The sequence below is a fragment of the Sphingobacterium bambusae genome (assembly GCF_033955345.1).
GTDB classification, from domain to species: domain Bacteria; phylum Bacteroidota; class Bacteroidia; order Sphingobacteriales; family Sphingobacteriaceae; genus Sphingobacterium; species Sphingobacterium bambusae.
Map to the genome: position 1 here is coordinate 4,629,231 of NZ_CP138332.1, position 16,140 is coordinate 4,645,370.

Sequence of the window (16,140 nt, forward strand, 5' to 3'; positions counted from 1 at the left end):
CTTTCCTATCAAACTGTTTTTTATCATGGTATATACGCTTGAACGTACCCAGTTTTTTAAATGTAGCTTAGAAGAAGCTTGGTCTTTCTTTACCAACCCACATAATTTGGCCACCATTACCCCCGATGCGCTGGATTTTAAGGTGCTGGATACTTTTGATACCAACGAAATTTTCGAAGGCATGTACATCAACTATCATGTGCGACCACTTTTGGGTATTCGACTATCTTGGCGAACAAAGATCATGGAGGTGATCCCACAGCGTAGTTTTGTGGACATGCAAGAAAAAGGACCGTATAAGCTATGGCGGCACCGCCATGAGTTCTTTGCCGAAGATGGCGGTGTGCGTATGACGGATAGGGTGGAGTATGAGCTTCCTTTTGGTATATTGGGCACCTGGGCACATGGACTTATCGTGAAAAACAAGCTTAGAGAGATATTCGATTACCGCTACAAGACACTTGAAAAAATATTGAACGATGCACATTATAATTAACATACTGATTGTGCTGGGGGTTATCATCCTCATGGAAGGATTCACTTGGGTAGTGCATAAATATGTCATGCACGGCTTTATGTGGCGTTGGCATGCCGATCATCACGATCCGAAGCATGCCAAGCCATTGGAGAAGAACGACTATTTCTTTGTGGTGTTCGCCCTGCCCGCTATTGCGTTGCTGTATATCGGCACACTACAAGGCTATTCCATTACCTTTTACATCGGTTTGGGCATTGCGCTCTATGGGATGGCCTATTTTTTTGTGCACGATATTTTTATTCACCAGCGTATTCCGCTGTTGAAGCAAACGAAAAACCCCTATTTAAAGGCTATCCGTCGCGCGCATAAGCAGCATCATAAGCACGTGACCAAGTATGATGGGGAATGTTTCGGTTTCCTGTGGGTACCGGTACAGTACTTTAAAATGTATTTCAATAAAAAGTAAAGCATGGAAGCATACACTTATCTGTTGATCAATTTCTTCACTATCATTATTTGCTTTATTTTCTCCTTTCACCCGAAGATTAAATTTAACAGGTATTTCTGGGCCTTTCTGAAAGCAAGTAGCTTGGTTGCGGTGTTCTTTGTCGCTTGGGATATCTGGTTTACGGCGCATGGGGTATGGTGGTTTAACGATCGTTACCTCCTGGGATTTCGAATCGGAGGACTGCCGATCGAGGAGATTCTCTTTTTTATCTGTATACCGTTCTCCTGTGTGTTTACCTACCATTGCTTGACCCGCTTTTACGATTTGGAATGGTCGCGCAGGGCATCTTCGCTATTTTCTATCACATTTGTGCTGCTTTGTGTGGTGTTGGCCATCATATCTTGGGGGAAAATCTACCCCTTTGTTACTTTTGTGCTGACCGCCGCTACCTTGGTTTACTTGATGGCCGTTGCGAAGATACGCTGGTTGGGGCGGGCTTCTACCCTATACGGGGTATTGCTTATCGGTTTCTTCTTAGTAAATGGGGTGCTCACCGGGACGGGGCTGGAAGAAGCGGTAGTAAATTATAATCCAGATCATTTTTGGGGAATACGGATATTGACGGTGCCCGTCGAAGATGCCGTTTATGGGTATAGTCTGTTTTTGTGGAACATTTATTTCTTTACCCTGTTTAAGAAGCACGAAGAAGTGCCGCAACAGGCGTTGGAAACAAGATAATATAATTATTGATGAAAGATAAAGTAACTGTTTTTTGGTTTCGTCGGGATTTGAGGCTGTCGGATAATAAGGGCTTGAGCGCCGCTCTACAGAGCGGTTTTCCGGTTTTGCCGATCTTTATTTTTGATCCCAATATTCTAGAGAAACTTACTGATAAATATGACCGACGGGTAGACTACATCCATCAGGCGCTGCAAGCGCTACAAAAAGATCTTGTTGCCAAAGGTGGGGATATCCGTGTGTTCCATGCCGATCCATTAGAGGTTTTCAAGCAGCTGCATAAAGACTACGAAATAGCTAGCGTTTATGGTAACCGAGATTATGAACCCGAAGCAATTAAACGGGATGAGGCTGTGGAGCGTTGGTTGAACTCGAAGGATATCCCCCTCGTAACGGCCAAGGACCAGGTGATATTCGAACGTAACGATATCTTGAAGGCCGATGGTACGCCTTACAGCGTGTACACGCCCTACAGTCGCAAGTGGAAGGAAAAGTTGGAGGATAAGCATCATCGGGCGGCTATCATGAAAACGGATCATTTGTTGCCACTGGATAAAAAGCAACTACCCAGCTTGGCGTCGATCGGCTTTGAAAAAACAGATATGCGCTATGAAAAACCGCAGTTGGACGCGGGAATTATTGATGATTATGGAGAACAGCGCGATTTTCCGGCAAAGGATCATACGACCCGCTTGGGGATTGCATTACGATTTGGTACCATTTCGGTGCGTGCCTGCGTGCAATTTGCGCTGAAACATAACGCTACCTGGTTGGGCGAGCTCATCTGGCGGGAGTTTTTTATGCAGATTTTGGCACATTTTCCACAGGTAGTAAAGCAAAGTTTCAAGCCACAGTATGACCACATCGCGTGGCGCAATGACGAGGATGATTTTCAGCGTTGGTGTGCTGGTGAAACGGGCTATCCCTTGGTCGACGCGGGTATGCGCCAACTGAATGAAACCGGATTTATGCATAACAGGGTACGCATGGTGGTGGCCAGTTTTCTGACCAAGCATCTGTTGATCGATTGGCGATGGGGAGAGGCATATTTTGCCGAGAAGTTGCTGGATTACGAGCTATCGTCCAATAACGGTAATTGGCAATGGGCAGCAGGCTGCGGTTGCGATGCGGCGCCCTATTTCCGGATTTTCAATCCTAGCGAGCAGACGAAAAAGTTTGATAAGGATTTGGCGTATATCAAAGTTTGGAATCCTGATTTTGAATCGTTAACCAAAGAACCAGTGGTGAAGCATGAATTCGCACGCGAGCGTGCTTTAAAGATATACAAAAAGGCTTTGGACAAAAATAGGGAGGGCTAATAGTGAAAAGAGATAACGTGATATTGGTCGATCGTCAAGACCGCGCGATCGGCGAAATGGAGAAGATGCAAGCACATCGAGAAGGGGTGCTGCATCGCGCATTTTCTATTTTTATATTTAACGGTGCGGGGCAGATGCTGATTCACCAACGGGCAGCCAGCAAATATCATGGCGCTGGTCTATGGACGAATGCCTGTTGCTCGCATCCACAAATGGGAGAAGGCTTGGCGGCAGCAGCAGCCGAACGCCTTGATTATGAGATGGGCATCCAATGTGCCCTAGCATGGACGTTTTCCTTTGTCTATTGTGGAAAGGTGGAAAATGATCTTATTGAACATGAATTTGACCATGTTTTTGTAGGCTTGTTTGATGGCGAGCCCAAGCTCAATAGCGGGGAAGTGGCGCAATATCAATGGATCGATATGGAAACCTTAAACGAATGGATCGCTACTTCACCCGAAGACTTTACCATTTGGTTTAGAGAGGCGCTACCAATGCTGCTCGAAGAGATGTCGAATAGCTTAGGTGTTTAGCGCGATCGCTTGCTGGAAAGCTACCGAAGCAGCCTTTTATAGTGCTTCGTTAAACGTAGCGTTCTAGCAAAACAAAAAGTATGGCCAACAGGGCGGGCAGGGCTTGCACGAAAAATATCTTTCGCGAGGCGCTCAGCGCACCATAGATGCCGGCTACAGCAACGCAGCCCAAAAAGAAAAGACGAATGTTGCTGCTCCATCCTGCGTCATCGATGAAAAACGACCAGATTAGGCCCGCAGCTAAAAAGCCGTTGTAAAGGCCTTGGTTTGCCGCCAATCCCTTGGTCGGTGTAAAAAGATGGTCGGGAAGTGATCCTTTAAAGGTTTCGCGACCTTTGGTTTCCCAAGCAAACATTTCCATCCACAGAATATAGATATGCTCCATGGCGACAAGCGCCGTACATACAAGTGCTAAAATGGCTATCATAACTTTTCATTGATAAGTGTATAAATATACATACAAAACATCGGTTTGATGGATATGTTGCAGAATTCTTGTGCAGCCGTTAGGATCGATCCTTGATGAGTAGCGTCGATGGGATAAACTTCAGCCAAGGATTTTTTGTGTCAAAGAGCTGCTTCCAACTTTCCGTGCTCAAGAGGATGAGGTCTTGGTTTGTGAAGAGCGCTTGGTTGATATCGATGTTTTCCAAACGGCTGATGTGATTAGGTGCGACCTGTTCAATCGATCGGATAAGTTCCAGCGTCTCGGTACTTTTGGATACGAGTTTTTGGCGGTCAATGATCATTACCTGTGCATTGGAGTTGTGGATAAATTTCTGCGCATAGCGGATCAGCTTGAGGTCGTGCTTGGTGAAGATGAATAGCAGGATATGGTCGGCCTGCTCGAATCCCTTGTCAAAGAACACGCCCACGGTGATACGTGATTTATATAATATCTGTTGGGTACTGTCCGAAAAAATAGAAGCCTCCAAAGGATTTTCTTTTTCCATCACGCGGTAGATTATTTTTTCGGGGTTGATGATGCGTGTGGTAAAGCCGAAAATTTTACCGAGCGCGCTTCCATCAAAGATGGATTGCCCCACGCCGATGAGCAGGAGGTCATAGTCGCCTTCATTAGCGATTTCTACAATCTCGCTTTCTAAGTTGTTGGACGCTTTGAAGATGCTGTTTATCTGCAGCTCTTGACGCTGTGCTTCCTCCCTGATCGGAGCAAAGCTATCACGCTCATATTGTGCTGCATTGAGCCGGTTTAGGTCGTTGGTGGGGCTTAGATGCACCGCGGTGATGGAGGTGCTGCGGTTCATCTTTCGGGTAAGCTCATGGGCTAGTCGGAGCAGATTGATGCTGCGCTCGGGATGTCCAAAGGCAATGAGGATATTGTATTTTCCCACGCGGATCACCTCGTCGGGAATGTTGGTATTCTTTGGCTTAAAGAGCTTGTCGATAAGGTTCAGGCTAGGGCCGGTCATGCAGGTCGTGACTAGAGCCATGATTACCATCATGGTAAATATCTCTGGCGTGAGCACGCCTAGGTCGTAGCCGATGTTGAGCACCACCAGCTCCATCAGGCCGCGAGTGTTCATCAAGGTCCCGATGGTTAAGCTATCTTTCCAATTTTGCCCCAGTAGCTTGGCGGCGACGCTGCTTCCGATCAATTTACCTACAATGGCCACCAAGATAACCGCTACCGTTACCTGCCACAGGTAGCGATCTTGTAGGATGCCTATCTCGGTGCGCAGTCCGGTGTATACGAAGAAAAGCGGGAGAAGTAACAGTAACGCCACGTCTTCCATTTTTTCGGTTAAGATATTTTTGAACTTGCTATTGTCCGGCATGATAGCGCCAGCCATAAAGGCTCCAAATAGGGCATGGATGCCAATTACCTCTGTTAAATAGGCACTCAGGAGTAGGTTGATGAAGAAAATGGCGACAATAGGTTTGCTTAAGGTTTCGCGGCTCGCATACATGTCGGCCACACGATGGAGAAAGGGGCGCACCAGCTTGATCATGAAAAAAACATAGGCTATCGCCATGGCGATGATGAAAATCGTTCCGGCAAGGTTTCCTGCTTTCACAATGGTAATAACAATCGCCAGAAGGCACCATGCGGTAACGTCATCGGCGGCGGCGCAGGTGATAACGAGGGTTCCCAGCTTGGTTTTTTGAAGATCACGCTCTTGGACGATGCGCGCCAATACAGGAAAGGCGGTAATGCTCATGGAAATGCCGATGAAGAGCGCAAAGGATGTGAAGTCTACCGTTGCTGGCGCTAAGCTGCTGTAGAGGAAGTAGGCAAGGGAAACACCAAGTACAAAGGGGATGATGATGCTGGCATGGCTGATTACGATAGCGTCATGCGCCCGGCGTTGTATCACTTTTAGATCCAGTTGCATGCCGATGATGAACATAAAGAAGATGAGTCCGATCTGGCTAAGAAACTGCAGGTTGTCTAAGGACTCCAAGGGGAGCAAGGCCGCTGCTATATTCGGGAAATAGTGTCCCAAGAAAGAGGGACCAAGGGTAATGCCGGCTATGATCTCACCGATTACAGTCGGTTGACCAACCTTTTTAAAGAACCAGCCAAAGAGGCGGGCGGTGAGGATAATCACAATAATCTGTAGCAGGAGCAGCGCCAAGGGATGTGTCAGGTTATGCTGCAAGGTGTTGATAAACTCGCTCCATGCTGATCCCGACAAGTTATCGGAGCTAATATTGCGACCGCTCTCCATAGCTTTGCCTCGTTGTACAATCCAGTAGATAATAGTAGCAAAGCCACTGATGGCTAACAGGTAGAAGAGTATGCGCTTTAAGGTTTGCATGAGCTAGTTTTTTATACGGTGAAGCCTGTTGTTGCCACTGCTTGAACAAGCGATAGCTGAAATCCGGTGCGGCGAAATAGTCTGTTTCATGCTGTTTGTTTATACCGATATTTTTTGCAGGAAATTGGTCTTAAATTTATCGCTCAGGCCAAAAGTCCTTGGCTGTCCATTATCCAGTTGTAGCGTGCTGCTGATCTCATCATGCGAAAAGGAGGAAACGATGGATAAGGCAATGAGTTCCTTTTTGTTGATACGGCAAAAGGCAGTCTTGGGAAGGGCTTCTTCCAAGGTTTGGAACGCTATATTCTTGAGGGTGATCTCTTGCCCGCTGCTGAGCAGGACTACTTTGTCGCGGCTGTCTAAGTTCGATGTGGTGATAAAGGCTATTTGGTTGAAATACAAGAGATACTTACCCTTATCGCTGTTGACCTGAATAAATAGCGGCTTTTTGTCGCCAGCCTTTTCCTGCCATAGCTTCGCCTTTGCGATGGCCTGGCGCAGGCGTTCCAGCTGCAGGGGTTTTCTCACGTAATCAATGGCCTGTAGGTCGAATGCGTCGGCGGCATATTCGTCATAGGCCGTGGTAAATATCACGGCTTTTCCTTGTAGGTACTGCACCAGTTCTACCCCTTTAATATGGGGCATTTCAATATCTGTAATCAGCACATCAAAATCGATCGACGTATATTCTGCCAAAAAATCGCGCGGATCATTGTATGCTTTGACAATTTCCACCTGTGGAATTTGCTCGCACAATAACTTGAGGTAGGATAGGCTCGGTAGCTCGTCATCGAGCAGCAAGCATTTTAGCTTTGTGTTCAAGTAAATCAATTTTTAGGTGAGCGATATAAACATCTCCTTCTACAAATTTATCCAATTTATAGTTGTCTCGGTATATAACATCCAGTCGGCGGGTCAACAGATCCGTCCCTACGCCTTGTCTTTCTTTTTTCAAGGGCGTCTTACTGGATATTTTGTTAGCTACGGTAAGCGAAAAGATGTTTTCTTTAAAAACAAAGGTAACGGAGATAAAAGAATTTGGACTTTGCAGATCGGCATGTTTGAATGCATTTTCGATAAGGTCAATACACAGCAGTGGAGCCATCAGTCGTTGGTCAAACAGAGGTTCGTTCTCGCGCATTTGTTTTTTTATCTTCAGATCGAACAATGGGCTCAGCTTGATGCGGTAGATCTCTATCAAGCTAAGTGCAAAGTCGATCTCTTGATGTGGGGTAACATATTTTTTCTTGCTCTCATAGAGAATATAGTCCAGAACGCTGGAGAGGGAATTCAAGGAATGGTAGGTTTGATAGGCGTGTGATTGAATGGTGTTGAGTACATTCTTGAAGAGGTGCGGATTCAACTTATAGTCCATTTCGGAAAGCTGCTGCTCATGTAGCTTGTTTTCGACGATGGACAACTGCTTTTGGAGGGCTTCAATATTTTTACGCTGTTTAATCCATAGGATCAAAAGTATGGCTATGATGGTTGCAACGAGGAAAATTGTTAAATAATAGTTGAAGGTTGTTGTGTCCGCCATATTTCCGGTGTAGATGATCAAAGCAACTAAAATACGGCATTAAATCGGGATATCAAGCGGATAAAGTACGCATTTGGAAAGGGGCGTTGTGGGAAATCGGTTGAGAAATAAAGAAGAAAGCTGTCAAAAAGATGTACCCTGTGTTATTGGTGCCTGTAGCGCGCTCTGTAATTTATCTGCAGAGTGCTAGTGGGCGCAGGATACGTACTTTCTGACAGCTTCTAAGGGCTACTTCTTTTTCGCAGGGCGTTTTTTCGGCTCGCTTTGTGCAACAGCTTCAAAATCGCGCGAGATCAACCGTTCGATAGCGTTTTCGATGCGCTCTCTGCCTTCGTCTTCGTTGATGTCTATGCCTGCAATGGTGCTACCGTTGTTTTTGGCATGTAAAGTAAGGTAGTAAATACCTCCCAATACAAGAGCCAATGTTGCGCGGATATCCACATCAGTACCTTCGAAGGTCGAGTCGATATGTGCCAACAGTTGGTTGCTCATATCTTCACGATCATCGGCTACCTTGCGAAGTAGCTTGTTTTTCATGCCCATCTCCCAGTGGATAATACGTTGGATCGACTTGTCCTTTAAAAAGGAGTCAAACTGAAGTTGCATCACCTCGTTTATAGCTGTTGAACCAATCGTTTCAGGTTGCTCTAGGAGCTCCGTAAGATGTGTTCTCGACTTCGCCGACCAAAAATCCTTCTCCAAAATGTATTCCTCGATCAAACCATCTAAACTACCAAAGTATAGATAAATCAATTTTGGATTGAGCCCAGATTCCTTCGCAATATTGGTAATCGTTAAGCCAGAGTAAGTGTATTTCTGCAAAACTTTCCCTACGGTTGCTATCAGTCTCCGTTTTGTTTTTTCTTTGTCCCGGATAGGTCCGGATACAACCTTCCTAGGTTTCTTCACAGGAAGAGCCTCGATAGGTTCTGTTACTTGGTTTTTTTTTCGTGCCATGGTAAGAATTACCTTTAATTGTGTATAGTGTTCGGGGGATAAAATTCATTATTTATCTTGAATATATCAAGTGATTGTTAATTTTTTTTTCTAGTTCTTGCGCTTGTCTAGCAAGGGGTTATAGTCTTTCACTTTTTAGTGAATTTTATTGAATAATTTTATAATGTCTAACCAAATTTTTGCTAAGGAGAATTGACCTTTATGATTTTATTTATGTGTTTAACCATATTGTCGTAGTTACTCTACAAAAAGTGAAAAATAGGGTCGGTATTCTTCCCTTTCTTTTGAAAAAATGTAATTCGTTGGTTGTCTTCCTTTTTGGCTGGTTTAACCACTGGCAAAGAAAAAGCTCCCTGCAAGAGGATGGAGCCTTTCGCAGGGAGCTTTTGTGGGGATGCTTGACGCTTAATGTAAGTTGGAAGTGTCTACTTTATTCTTTCCTTGTTTTATAAAAAGTACAAAAGGTACACAGACCAAAAACAGCACGCCGAGGTAGAGGAACACATCCATATAGGAGAGGATGGTGGCCTGCTTCATCACCGATCCTTCGATGAGTTGTTGTGCCTTAGCCAAGGCCTCGTTGGCTGAGAATCCCTTGCTCATGAAGGAAGCCTGCAGACCCTCTATCCGTTGCTGTACCTCAAAACGGGATGGATCGATATGCGATATCAGATCGACACGGTGGTGCTGGCTGTCTCGAGAAATAAAGGTGGTGATCAGCGCGATACCAAAAGATCCGCCTAGCTGTCTGCTCATGCCCGTGAAGGAAGCTCCTTCGCCGATAGCTTTTCCCGATAAGGTGGAGAGGGAAAGCGTCATGACAGGAACGAAAAGCAAGCCTAGACCAACTCCTCGGATAATGAGCGGCCAAAACATATGTTCGCTACCGGTATCGTTGGTGATGATGCTGTACATAAAGAAAGAGTAGCCAAAGAATATACATAGACCTAAGGCAACCATATATTTCTGGGGAACGCCTGCCTGTATCATCTTACCGATAAAAGGCATCATCAAGCCCGTCATAATGGAACTCGGAATGAGTAACATACCCGCATCGGTAGCCGTCCAGCCTAGGATAGACTGTGTATATATAGGAATGATGAAGGTGGAACCAAATAGACCGAACCCGAGGATAAAGCTCATGATGGTACCTATCTGCAGGTTTTTGTCCTTCAGTACACTAAGGTTGACAATGGGCTTTGCGTAGGTGAGCTCGCGCCAGATAAAGAAGAAAAGCCCAAGAAAAGATAAGACGGAGAGCACTACAATAGTTGGATCCTCAAACCAGTCGTCTTGCTGTCCATGCTCCAAAACGAACTGTAGGGAGCCAATGAACATAATCAAGAATACCATACCCCACCAATCGACTTCCTTGGCCGATTGCTTTTGGCCATAGCGTGGACTTTTTACGAGGTAGATGGTCATGATGGTGGCCAAAATACCCAGCGGTACATTGATATAGAAGATGTAAGGCCACGAGAAGTTGTCTACGATGTATCCACCCAGTGGAGGACCTAACGTTGGGCCTACAATAACGCCCATCCCGTAGATGGCTTGCGCCATGCTGCGTTTTTCCGGCGGGTAGGTTTCTGTCAAGATGGTCTGTGCGGTCACTAACAATGCGCCGCCGCCCATACCCTGCAAGAAGCGGAAGGCCACCAGTTCCCAAATGTTGTTGGCATTCCCACATAGAAAGGACGAAATGGTAAACAGGATGATGGAGGCCGCAAAATAGTTGCGGCGTCCAAATTGTTGCGATAGCCAGCTGGTCATCGGAATGATGATTACATTGGCAATGGCATAGGCCGTGATGACCCAAGCCACGTCGGTCAGGGTGGCGCCTAAGCTACCCTTCATATCGTTGAGCGCCACATTGACGATGGTCGTATCGACGATTTCCAAGAGCGCACACAAGATACAGGTGAAGGTAATCAGTATGCGTTTGAAACCGTATTCGACAAGATTATTTTGATCGGATAAAGGTTCCATAGTTTATTTTACATGAACATCTACGTCTGCATTCATTCCTGGTCTCAGCATAGCAATGACCTCCGGCTTATTGGCAGTTGTAAATGTTATTTTAACAGGAAGCCGTTGTACGGTTTTTACAAAGTTTCCGGTAGCATTGTCTGGCGGAAGCAAGGAAAACCGAGAGCCTGTAGCTGGCGAGAACGACTGTACCTCGCCTTCGATAATATCATCCGGAAAGGCATCTACTTTGATTTCTACTTTTTGTCCGGCTCTTATTTTGTTCAGCTGGGTTTCTTTAAAATTGGCTACTACCCAGGTCTCGCTGTTGTTGATAACGTAGAAAAGGGATTGACCGGGGTTGACAAACTGTCCGGGTTGTAGCTTGATGTTGGATACCTGCCCGTCTACAGCCGCTGTAACTACGGTGTAGGAAAGGTTAAGCTCAGCTGCCTTTAGCATGGCTTTGGCCTTTTCAATATTGGCCTGTGCCACGGAAGTTTGCTTGCTAGCCACGTCGGTTTTGCTCATAACGGCTGCCTTTTGGGAGCTGCTAGCCTTGCGTTGCTGCTGCAATACTTCCACTTGCTTGTCAGCTTCCAGTTTGGCCGTCAGTGCCTGCTCATACTGTTGTTTGGTGATCGAGTGGTTTTTGTAAAGGTTGGCATAGCGATCGAAATCGTTGTTGGCCTGCTTAGCGCGAATTTCGGCTGCTTCGATCGTTCCGGTATTGGAAAGTATCGTCGCATCCGAGATGGCTACATTGGCATTGGTAGCGAAGACATCCGCTTTGGATACCTCCAACGAGCTCTCGGCAACCAGCACTGCTGCGCGCGCCTCTTGCACACGTACCTCATAGTCTACCGGTTGAATGGTAAACAAGGTATCTCCTTTTTTAACGAGCTGGTTGTCGTGTACATATACTTGCTCGATGTATCCGCCCACGCGTGGTAGAATGGGCGTGAGGTTGCGCTCTACTTGTGCATCATCTGTGGTTTCGTGCGCTTGGCTGTGGTTGTATTTATAGATGCCAAATCCGCCGCCCAAAAGGACGACTAGTGCAAATACGATAATGAATTTTTTATTTGCAGGTTTTTTATGTTCTGTTGTCGTTTCCATGTTGTTATACAGGGTTATTTAATGTTGAAATGTCCGGTTGCGAGTAATAGGTCGTAATATTTTTCAATAAGGGTCGCTTCGCCAATGGCGAGGTTGATCTTGCTCTGTAGCTGCTGCACATCTGCCTCAAGTAGATCGTCGGTGTCGGCAACGCCATTCTCATATTTATCTTTCACGATGCGGTAATTTTCGTTTGACTGTGCTAGTGCTTCTGCGTAGAGGCTATTTTTCTTCTTGGCCAAGTTGACGTTTTCTTTGGCCTCGTTGATCTCGTTCCTGATCTTGTCGTTGGTCAGGGCGATGTTGTCATCGATATTGCTTAGCTGCTGCTGTGCCACGCGGATCTTCTTCTTGTTTTTATAGAGGGAGCCGATATCGTATGATACTCCTAAGCCTATGTTGGCCGCATTGGTCACGGTCACGAGGTTTTGCACGTGCAGCGCCGCGTAACCACCGGTGGCAAACAAGGTCGGGTGGTAGGCCGCTTTGCTAATCTTCAGCTGGTCTTGTGCCACATCCTTTTGTGATAGCAAAGATTTAATTTCGTTGCGCTCGGCATGATCTTCGACAAGCGATTCATCAACGGGCTGCACAGCGTCCAAGCTGATGTGCTCAATAACGGTATGCTCGTCAAAGCCCAGTAAGGTATTTAGTTGGTAGTTGATGACCTTCGCATTCTTGAGTGCCTCTTGATGGGCCACTTTAAAGTTGGATAGCTGCAATTCTGCTTTAAGCAGATCGTTGCGTGCGATGATACCATTCTGTTCCATCGCCTTAAAGTCTACCACTTGTTGCTCTGCTTTTTTGATATTCTCGGCAATGAGATCTGCCGTCTGTTGGGCTTGGTATAGACCAAGGTAAAGATGCACGGCATTTAACGAAAGATGTTCCTTGGAGGCCAAGCTTTCGTAGGCTGTGGCTTTCCAGCTGTCTTCCGCACTTTTGATACCGTTCTTGATCTTTCCACCCGTATACAACGGCATATTGATGGATAGCTGGCCAATAAACAGCTGATTGGTGGAGATACCCAAACCATCGCCAGAACCCATCGGCATCTTCAGATCGACGGTGGGATTGTTGATGGCCAAGTAAGTGCCCGAAATCTTGCTGTCCGGAAGACGGCTGTCCTTCGCCTCTTCGTACTTCAGTTGGCTGGTCTTTACTTGTGCATCCAACAATTTGGCGTTGGAGGATTGGCTGGCGGCCAACTGAATGACCTCTTCCAGTTCGAGATGTTTTTTCTCTTGTGCAAAGCCGAATACACTTGTCGCTAACAACAGACAAGTTGTACTCCAATATTTAATTTTCATATGTTAAAATAGCTTTCAGTATATATTTTAGATGTTTTGTAAGCTCAATTTTGAGGTATTCTTCGAAGCTCATCCCTTTCGGAATGTCAATAAACTCTTCTATGACCGATTTGTTCATCTTGAAGTTCAGGAAGGTGCCGATCATGCTGGTATGCAATAAGACGGGATCGTAAAAATGGAATACTCCTTGTTCTACACCGTAAGAAATGACCTCGCGTAGACACTGGATGTTGTGCCTGCGAAGCTCCTTAAATAGAATGGAGTAGGATTCCCTCTTTTTGTTGTTGGCTTCGTTGGTCAAAATTTGGTAGAGGTGCAGATCCGAAAATTTGGATTCTACATAATGTTCTACCATTTTCTCCAATCGTAGGAAAGCGTCCGCTTCGGTATTATATTGGCTGGCATCCAGTTTATAGGCTTCAATGCCATGTTTAATCAATACCTCCAACAGATTTTCTTTCGAATTGAAGTAATAGTTGATCATGGCCACATTGATTTGCGCACGCTGGGCGATGTCTCTCACGGAGGTCGCATCGAATCCATGCTGTGCGAACAGCGCTTTGGCAATGCCTATAATTTCCAGTTGTTTGTTGTTTAATTCCATGGGATGATTGAAATTTCGGGACAAAATTAAACAATTGTTTAATTTAAACAAGTGTTTAGTTTTTGGTCGGAATGAAGATTGCTTTGGGATGATAATTGCCTTGATTCGCTTTTGATTAGGATTGCCTTATTCGATTTAGTTGGTATTTAAGGGAATATATGCTAGCTTTAGATAGTAATCAACAGCCTGTTATATGCGGGCTATCTAAAACCTGATGTAGAATATGATGCTAGCGAAACATCTGTGGCCTTTGGTCTTCACCTTATCGTTTTTTTCAAGCGAACTCGTTTTCGGACAGCGGCAAAATAAGGCTCCTTTGCGTCCAAACTCTTATATGGAAGTGGCTATAGGCGATATTCAGGCCGAAGGTTGGCTTCGGCAGCAGCTAGAACGGATGAAAACCGGCCTAACTGGAAATCTGGATGTACGCTACCCAGAGGTGGTGGGCGCACGTAATGCATGGCTGGGAGGCGATGGTGATGCTTGGGAACGCGGTCCTTATTGGATTGATGGTTTGCTGCCTTTGGCCTATCAAACGGGCGATAAAGGATTGATCGCCAAAGCTAAATCTTGGGTAGAGTGGACCTTGCGCAACCAGCGGGAAGATGGCTACTTGGGGCCGCGACCAACAGCGCAGCCGCGACAGGCTGAGGCGGGTATACAACGCGAACCCTTGGCCGACTGGTGGCCGCGCATGGTGATGCTCAAAGTGCTGAAGCAATATTATGAGGCGACACAGGATAAAAGGGTGTTGCCGGTCTTGACAAACTATTTCCGCTATCAGCTACGCGAACTTCCGAAGACGCCACTGGATACTTGGACTTTTTGGGCCAATCGGCGTGGAGCAGACAACCTAATGATCGTCTATTGGTTATATAATATTACCGGCGACTCCTTTCTGCTTGATTTGGGTAACCTCATCTACACACAGACGTTTCCGTATGAGCGCGTATTCAACAATCCTATGCCCGAGAAACAATCGGATGTGGCGCACCTTTACCCGTTCAATGTGGGCAACCGCTATCCTTTCGATTCTGCGCTTATCGATCGTCTACATGTAGGGCAATTGCAAAGTTTTCACTGTGTTAATTTGGCGCAGGGAATCAAGACTCCGGTGATCTTTTTTCAACAAAATCCGGATCCGCAATATGTCGAAGCTGTAAAGCGCGCATTTATTGATATCGAGCGTTTTCATGGGCAGGCACAGGGCATGTATGGAGGTGATGAGCCGATGCATGGTAACGCTCCTACGCAGGGGATTGAGTTTTGCTCGGTGGTGGAGATGCTTTTCTCGTTGGAGAGCATGCTGCCCATAACAGGGGAGGTGGCCTTTGCCGATAAGATCGAAAAGATTGCCTACAACGCGATGCCTACTCAGGCAACAGATGATTTTGACTATCGACAATATTTTCAGACCGCTAACCAAGTATTGATCAGCAAGGCGAAGCGCAATTTTTTTGAAGATAATAACCATGCAGGAACCGATCAATGCTTTGGCCTGTTAACGGGCTATCCCTGTTGTACGGCAAACATGCACCAAGGCTGGCCGAAGTTGGTGCAAAACCTGTGGTACCATAGTGCGGATGGCGGTCTAGCGGCCTTGGTTTTCGGCCCTAGCACGCTGGAAACTACCTTGCCTACAGGTAGACGGGTGAAGATCAGCGAAACAACGAGCTACCCTTTTGAAGATCAGGTAACTTTTCAAATGGAGCTTAAAGGACAAACTGATTTTCCATTTCATATCCGTATTCCTTCTTGGGCCAAAGAGGCCAAGATTTATGTCAACGAGGTGCTGTGGACCGGCGATGTGCAAGCCGGCAAGATTGCTGTTGTGCAGCGGGTATGGAAAAATGCTGATCAGGTAAGACTAGAGCTGCCCATGCATATACATACCAGCCGATGGGCAGAGCAATCCATAGCCGTGGAGCGCGGTCCGTTGGTATTTGCGCTAAAAATAAACGAGCGTTGGCGGAAAGTTAGTGATGCCCAATTTGGTGACTTTTTTGAAGTCTACCCGCAATCCGACTGGAACTATGGTCTCTTGGAGAAAGCGGTACATGCTCCTGAAGCTAATTTTAAAGTAGAGCTACGGCCGACTGCAGAGACGGCTTATCCTTGGAACCTACAAAATAGCCCCATTTTATTGAAAACCAAAGCCAAGAAGATCCCGTCGTGGACGTTGTATAAAAACATGGCAGGGCCGTTGCCGATGCCCTATACCGAGACGAGTGGAGAAGAAGAGGCTATAACCTTAGTGCCCTATGGCTGTTCGACCTTGCGGATCACGCAATTGCCGATCGTACATTAGCAGGACCCTAGCGACCCGTAAAGCCATCCATCGGC

Annotated in this window: 15 protein-coding genes; 6 read left to right on the forward strand and 9 right to left on the reverse strand. The window is 46.1% G+C overall.

Going from position 1 to position 16,140, the window contains the following annotated elements; all coding sequences use genetic code 11:
- The first annotated feature begins 25 nt into the window (after nt 1-25).
- The 5 genes from SCB77_RS19210 to idi are packed head-to-tail and all read left to right on the forward strand — an operon-like array spanning nt 26 to nt 3,516.
- Nucleotides 26-496 carry an SRPBCC family protein gene (locus SCB77_RS19210; RefSeq protein ID WP_320183620.1) on the forward strand — a complete coding sequence of 157 codons (471 nt, stop codon included), beginning with the start codon at nt 26-28 and terminating at the stop codon, nt 494-496.
- The gene (locus SCB77_RS19215) at nt 480-944 is read left to right on the forward strand and encodes a sterol desaturase family protein (RefSeq protein WP_320183621.1); all 465 of its coding nucleotides are present in this window, start codon (nt 480-482) and stop codon (nt 942-944) included. Before SCB77_RS19210 ends, SCB77_RS19215 begins: the two co-directional genes overlap by 17 nt.
- A 3-nt stretch (nt 945-947) precedes the next feature.
- Complete coding sequence (locus SCB77_RS19220) at nt 948-1,664, forward strand: lycopene cyclase domain-containing protein (RefSeq protein WP_320183622.1); 717 nt, start codon at nt 948-950, stop codon at nt 1,662-1,664.
- A gap of 11 nt (nt 1,665-1,675) precedes the next feature.
- Nucleotides 1,676-2,983, forward strand: coding sequence for a cryptochrome/photolyase family protein (locus SCB77_RS19225; protein WP_320183623.1), 1,308 nt, complete (start codon nt 1,676-1,678; stop codon nt 2,981-2,983).
- Nucleotides 2,984-2,985: 2 nt separating this feature from the next.
- Complete coding sequence (gene idi / locus SCB77_RS19230; protein ID WP_320183624.1) at nt 2,986-3,516, forward strand: isopentenyl-diphosphate Delta-isomerase; 531 nt, start codon at nt 2,986-2,988, stop codon at nt 3,514-3,516.
- Nucleotides 3,517-3,565: 49 nt separating this feature from the next.
- On the opposite strand, the gene SCB77_RS19235 is transcribed toward idi, so the two are convergent.
- The 9 genes from SCB77_RS19235 to SCB77_RS19275 form a co-directional block, all read right to left on the reverse strand.
- Nucleotides 3,566-3,943: a DUF1304 domain-containing protein gene (locus SCB77_RS19235; protein WP_320183625.1), complete on the reverse strand. Its 378-nt coding sequence runs from the start codon at nt 3,941-3,943 to the stop codon at nt 3,566-3,568.
- A gap of 79 nt (nt 3,944-4,022) precedes the next feature.
- Entirely contained in the window at nt 4,023-6,299 is a 2,277-nt protein-coding gene (locus SCB77_RS19240; RefSeq protein ID WP_320183626.1) for a cation:proton antiporter domain-containing protein, read from the reverse strand.
- A gap of 99 nt (nt 6,300-6,398) precedes the next feature.
- Nucleotides 6,399-7,121, reverse strand: coding sequence for a LytR/AlgR family response regulator transcription factor (locus tag SCB77_RS19245; protein WP_320183627.1), 723 nt, complete (start codon nt 7,119-7,121; stop codon nt 6,399-6,401).
- Complete coding sequence (locus tag SCB77_RS19250) at nt 7,087-7,839, reverse strand: histidine kinase (protein ID WP_320183628.1); 753 nt, start codon at nt 7,837-7,839, stop codon at nt 7,087-7,089. Before SCB77_RS19250 ends, SCB77_RS19245 begins: the two co-directional genes overlap by 35 nt.
- Nucleotides 7,840-8,067: 228 nt before the next feature.
- The gene (locus tag SCB77_RS19255) at nt 8,068-8,796 is read right to left on the reverse strand and encodes a TetR/AcrR family transcriptional regulator (protein WP_320183629.1); all 729 of its coding nucleotides are present in this window, start codon (nt 8,794-8,796) and stop codon (nt 8,068-8,070) included.
- 405 nt (nt 8,797-9,201) lie between these two features.
- On the reverse strand, nt 9,202-10,785 hold the full coding sequence (locus SCB77_RS19260) for an MDR family MFS transporter (RefSeq protein WP_320183630.1): 1,584 nt from the start codon (nt 10,783-10,785) through the stop codon (nt 9,202-9,204).
- A 3-nt stretch (nt 10,786-10,788) separates the two neighbouring features.
- Entirely contained in the window at nt 10,789-11,883 is a 1,095-nt protein-coding gene (locus tag SCB77_RS19265) for an HlyD family secretion protein (RefSeq protein ID WP_320183631.1), read from the reverse strand.
- Nucleotides 11,884-11,897: 14 nt separating this feature from the next.
- Entirely contained in the window at nt 11,898-13,193 is a 1,296-nt protein-coding gene (locus SCB77_RS19270; protein WP_320183632.1) for a TolC family protein, read from the reverse strand.
- Nucleotides 13,183-13,797, reverse strand: a complete 615-nt coding sequence (locus tag SCB77_RS19275) for a TetR/AcrR family transcriptional regulator (RefSeq protein WP_320183633.1) — start codon at nt 13,795-13,797, stop codon at nt 13,183-13,185. The genes SCB77_RS19270 and SCB77_RS19275 overlap by 11 nt, the downstream gene beginning before the upstream one ends.
- A 223-nt stretch (nt 13,798-14,020) precedes the next feature.
- On the opposite strand from SCB77_RS19275, the gene SCB77_RS19280 reads away from it, so the two are divergent.
- On the forward strand, nt 14,021-16,105 hold the full coding sequence (locus SCB77_RS19280) for a beta-L-arabinofuranosidase domain-containing protein (protein WP_320183634.1): 2,085 nt from the start codon (nt 14,021-14,023) through the stop codon (nt 16,103-16,105).
- Nucleotides 16,106-16,140: the final 35 nt, after the last annotated feature.

Coding starts and splice junctions, on each gene's coding strand:
- SCB77_RS19210 (WP_320183620.1), top strand. CDS start 26: ATGGTATATACGCTTGAACGTACCCAGTTTTTTAAATGTAGCTTAGAA.
- SCB77_RS19215 (WP_320183621.1), top strand. CDS start 480: ATGCACATTATAATTAACATACTGATTGTGCTGGGGGTTATCATCCTC.
- SCB77_RS19220 (WP_320183622.1), top strand. CDS start 948: ATGGAAGCATACACTTATCTGTTGATCAATTTCTTCACTATCATTATT.
- SCB77_RS19225 (WP_320183623.1), top strand. CDS start 1,676: ATGAAAGATAAAGTAACTGTTTTTTGGTTTCGTCGGGATTTGAGGCTG.
- SCB77_RS19235 (WP_320183625.1), bottom strand. CDS start 3,943: ATGATAGCCATTTTAGCACTTGTATGTACGGCGCTTGTCGCCATGGAG.
- SCB77_RS19240 (WP_320183626.1), bottom strand. CDS start 6,299: ATGCAAACCTTAAAGCGCATACTCTTCTACCTGTTAGCCATCAGTGGC.
- SCB77_RS19250 (WP_320183628.1), bottom strand. CDS start 7,839: ATGGCGGACACAACAACCTTCAACTATTATTTAACAATTTTCCTCGTT.
- SCB77_RS19255 (WP_320183629.1), bottom strand. CDS start 8,796: ATGGCACGAAAAAAAAACCAAGTAACAGAACCTATCGAGGCTCTTCCT.
- SCB77_RS19260 (WP_320183630.1), bottom strand. CDS start 10,785: ATGGAACCTTTATCCGATCAAAATAATCTTGTCGAATACGGTTTCAAA.
- SCB77_RS19265 (WP_320183631.1), bottom strand. CDS start 11,883: ATGGAAACGACAACAGAACATAAAAAACCTGCAAATAAAAAATTCATT.
- SCB77_RS19270 (WP_320183632.1), bottom strand. CDS start 13,193: ATGAAAATTAAATATTGGAGTACAACTTGTCTGTTGTTAGCGACAAGT.
- SCB77_RS19275 (WP_320183633.1), bottom strand. CDS start 13,797: ATGGAATTAAACAACAAACAACTGGAAATTATAGGCATTGCCAAAGCG.
- SCB77_RS19280 (WP_320183634.1), top strand. CDS start 14,021: ATGATGCTAGCGAAACATCTGTGGCCTTTGGTCTTCACCTTATCGTTT.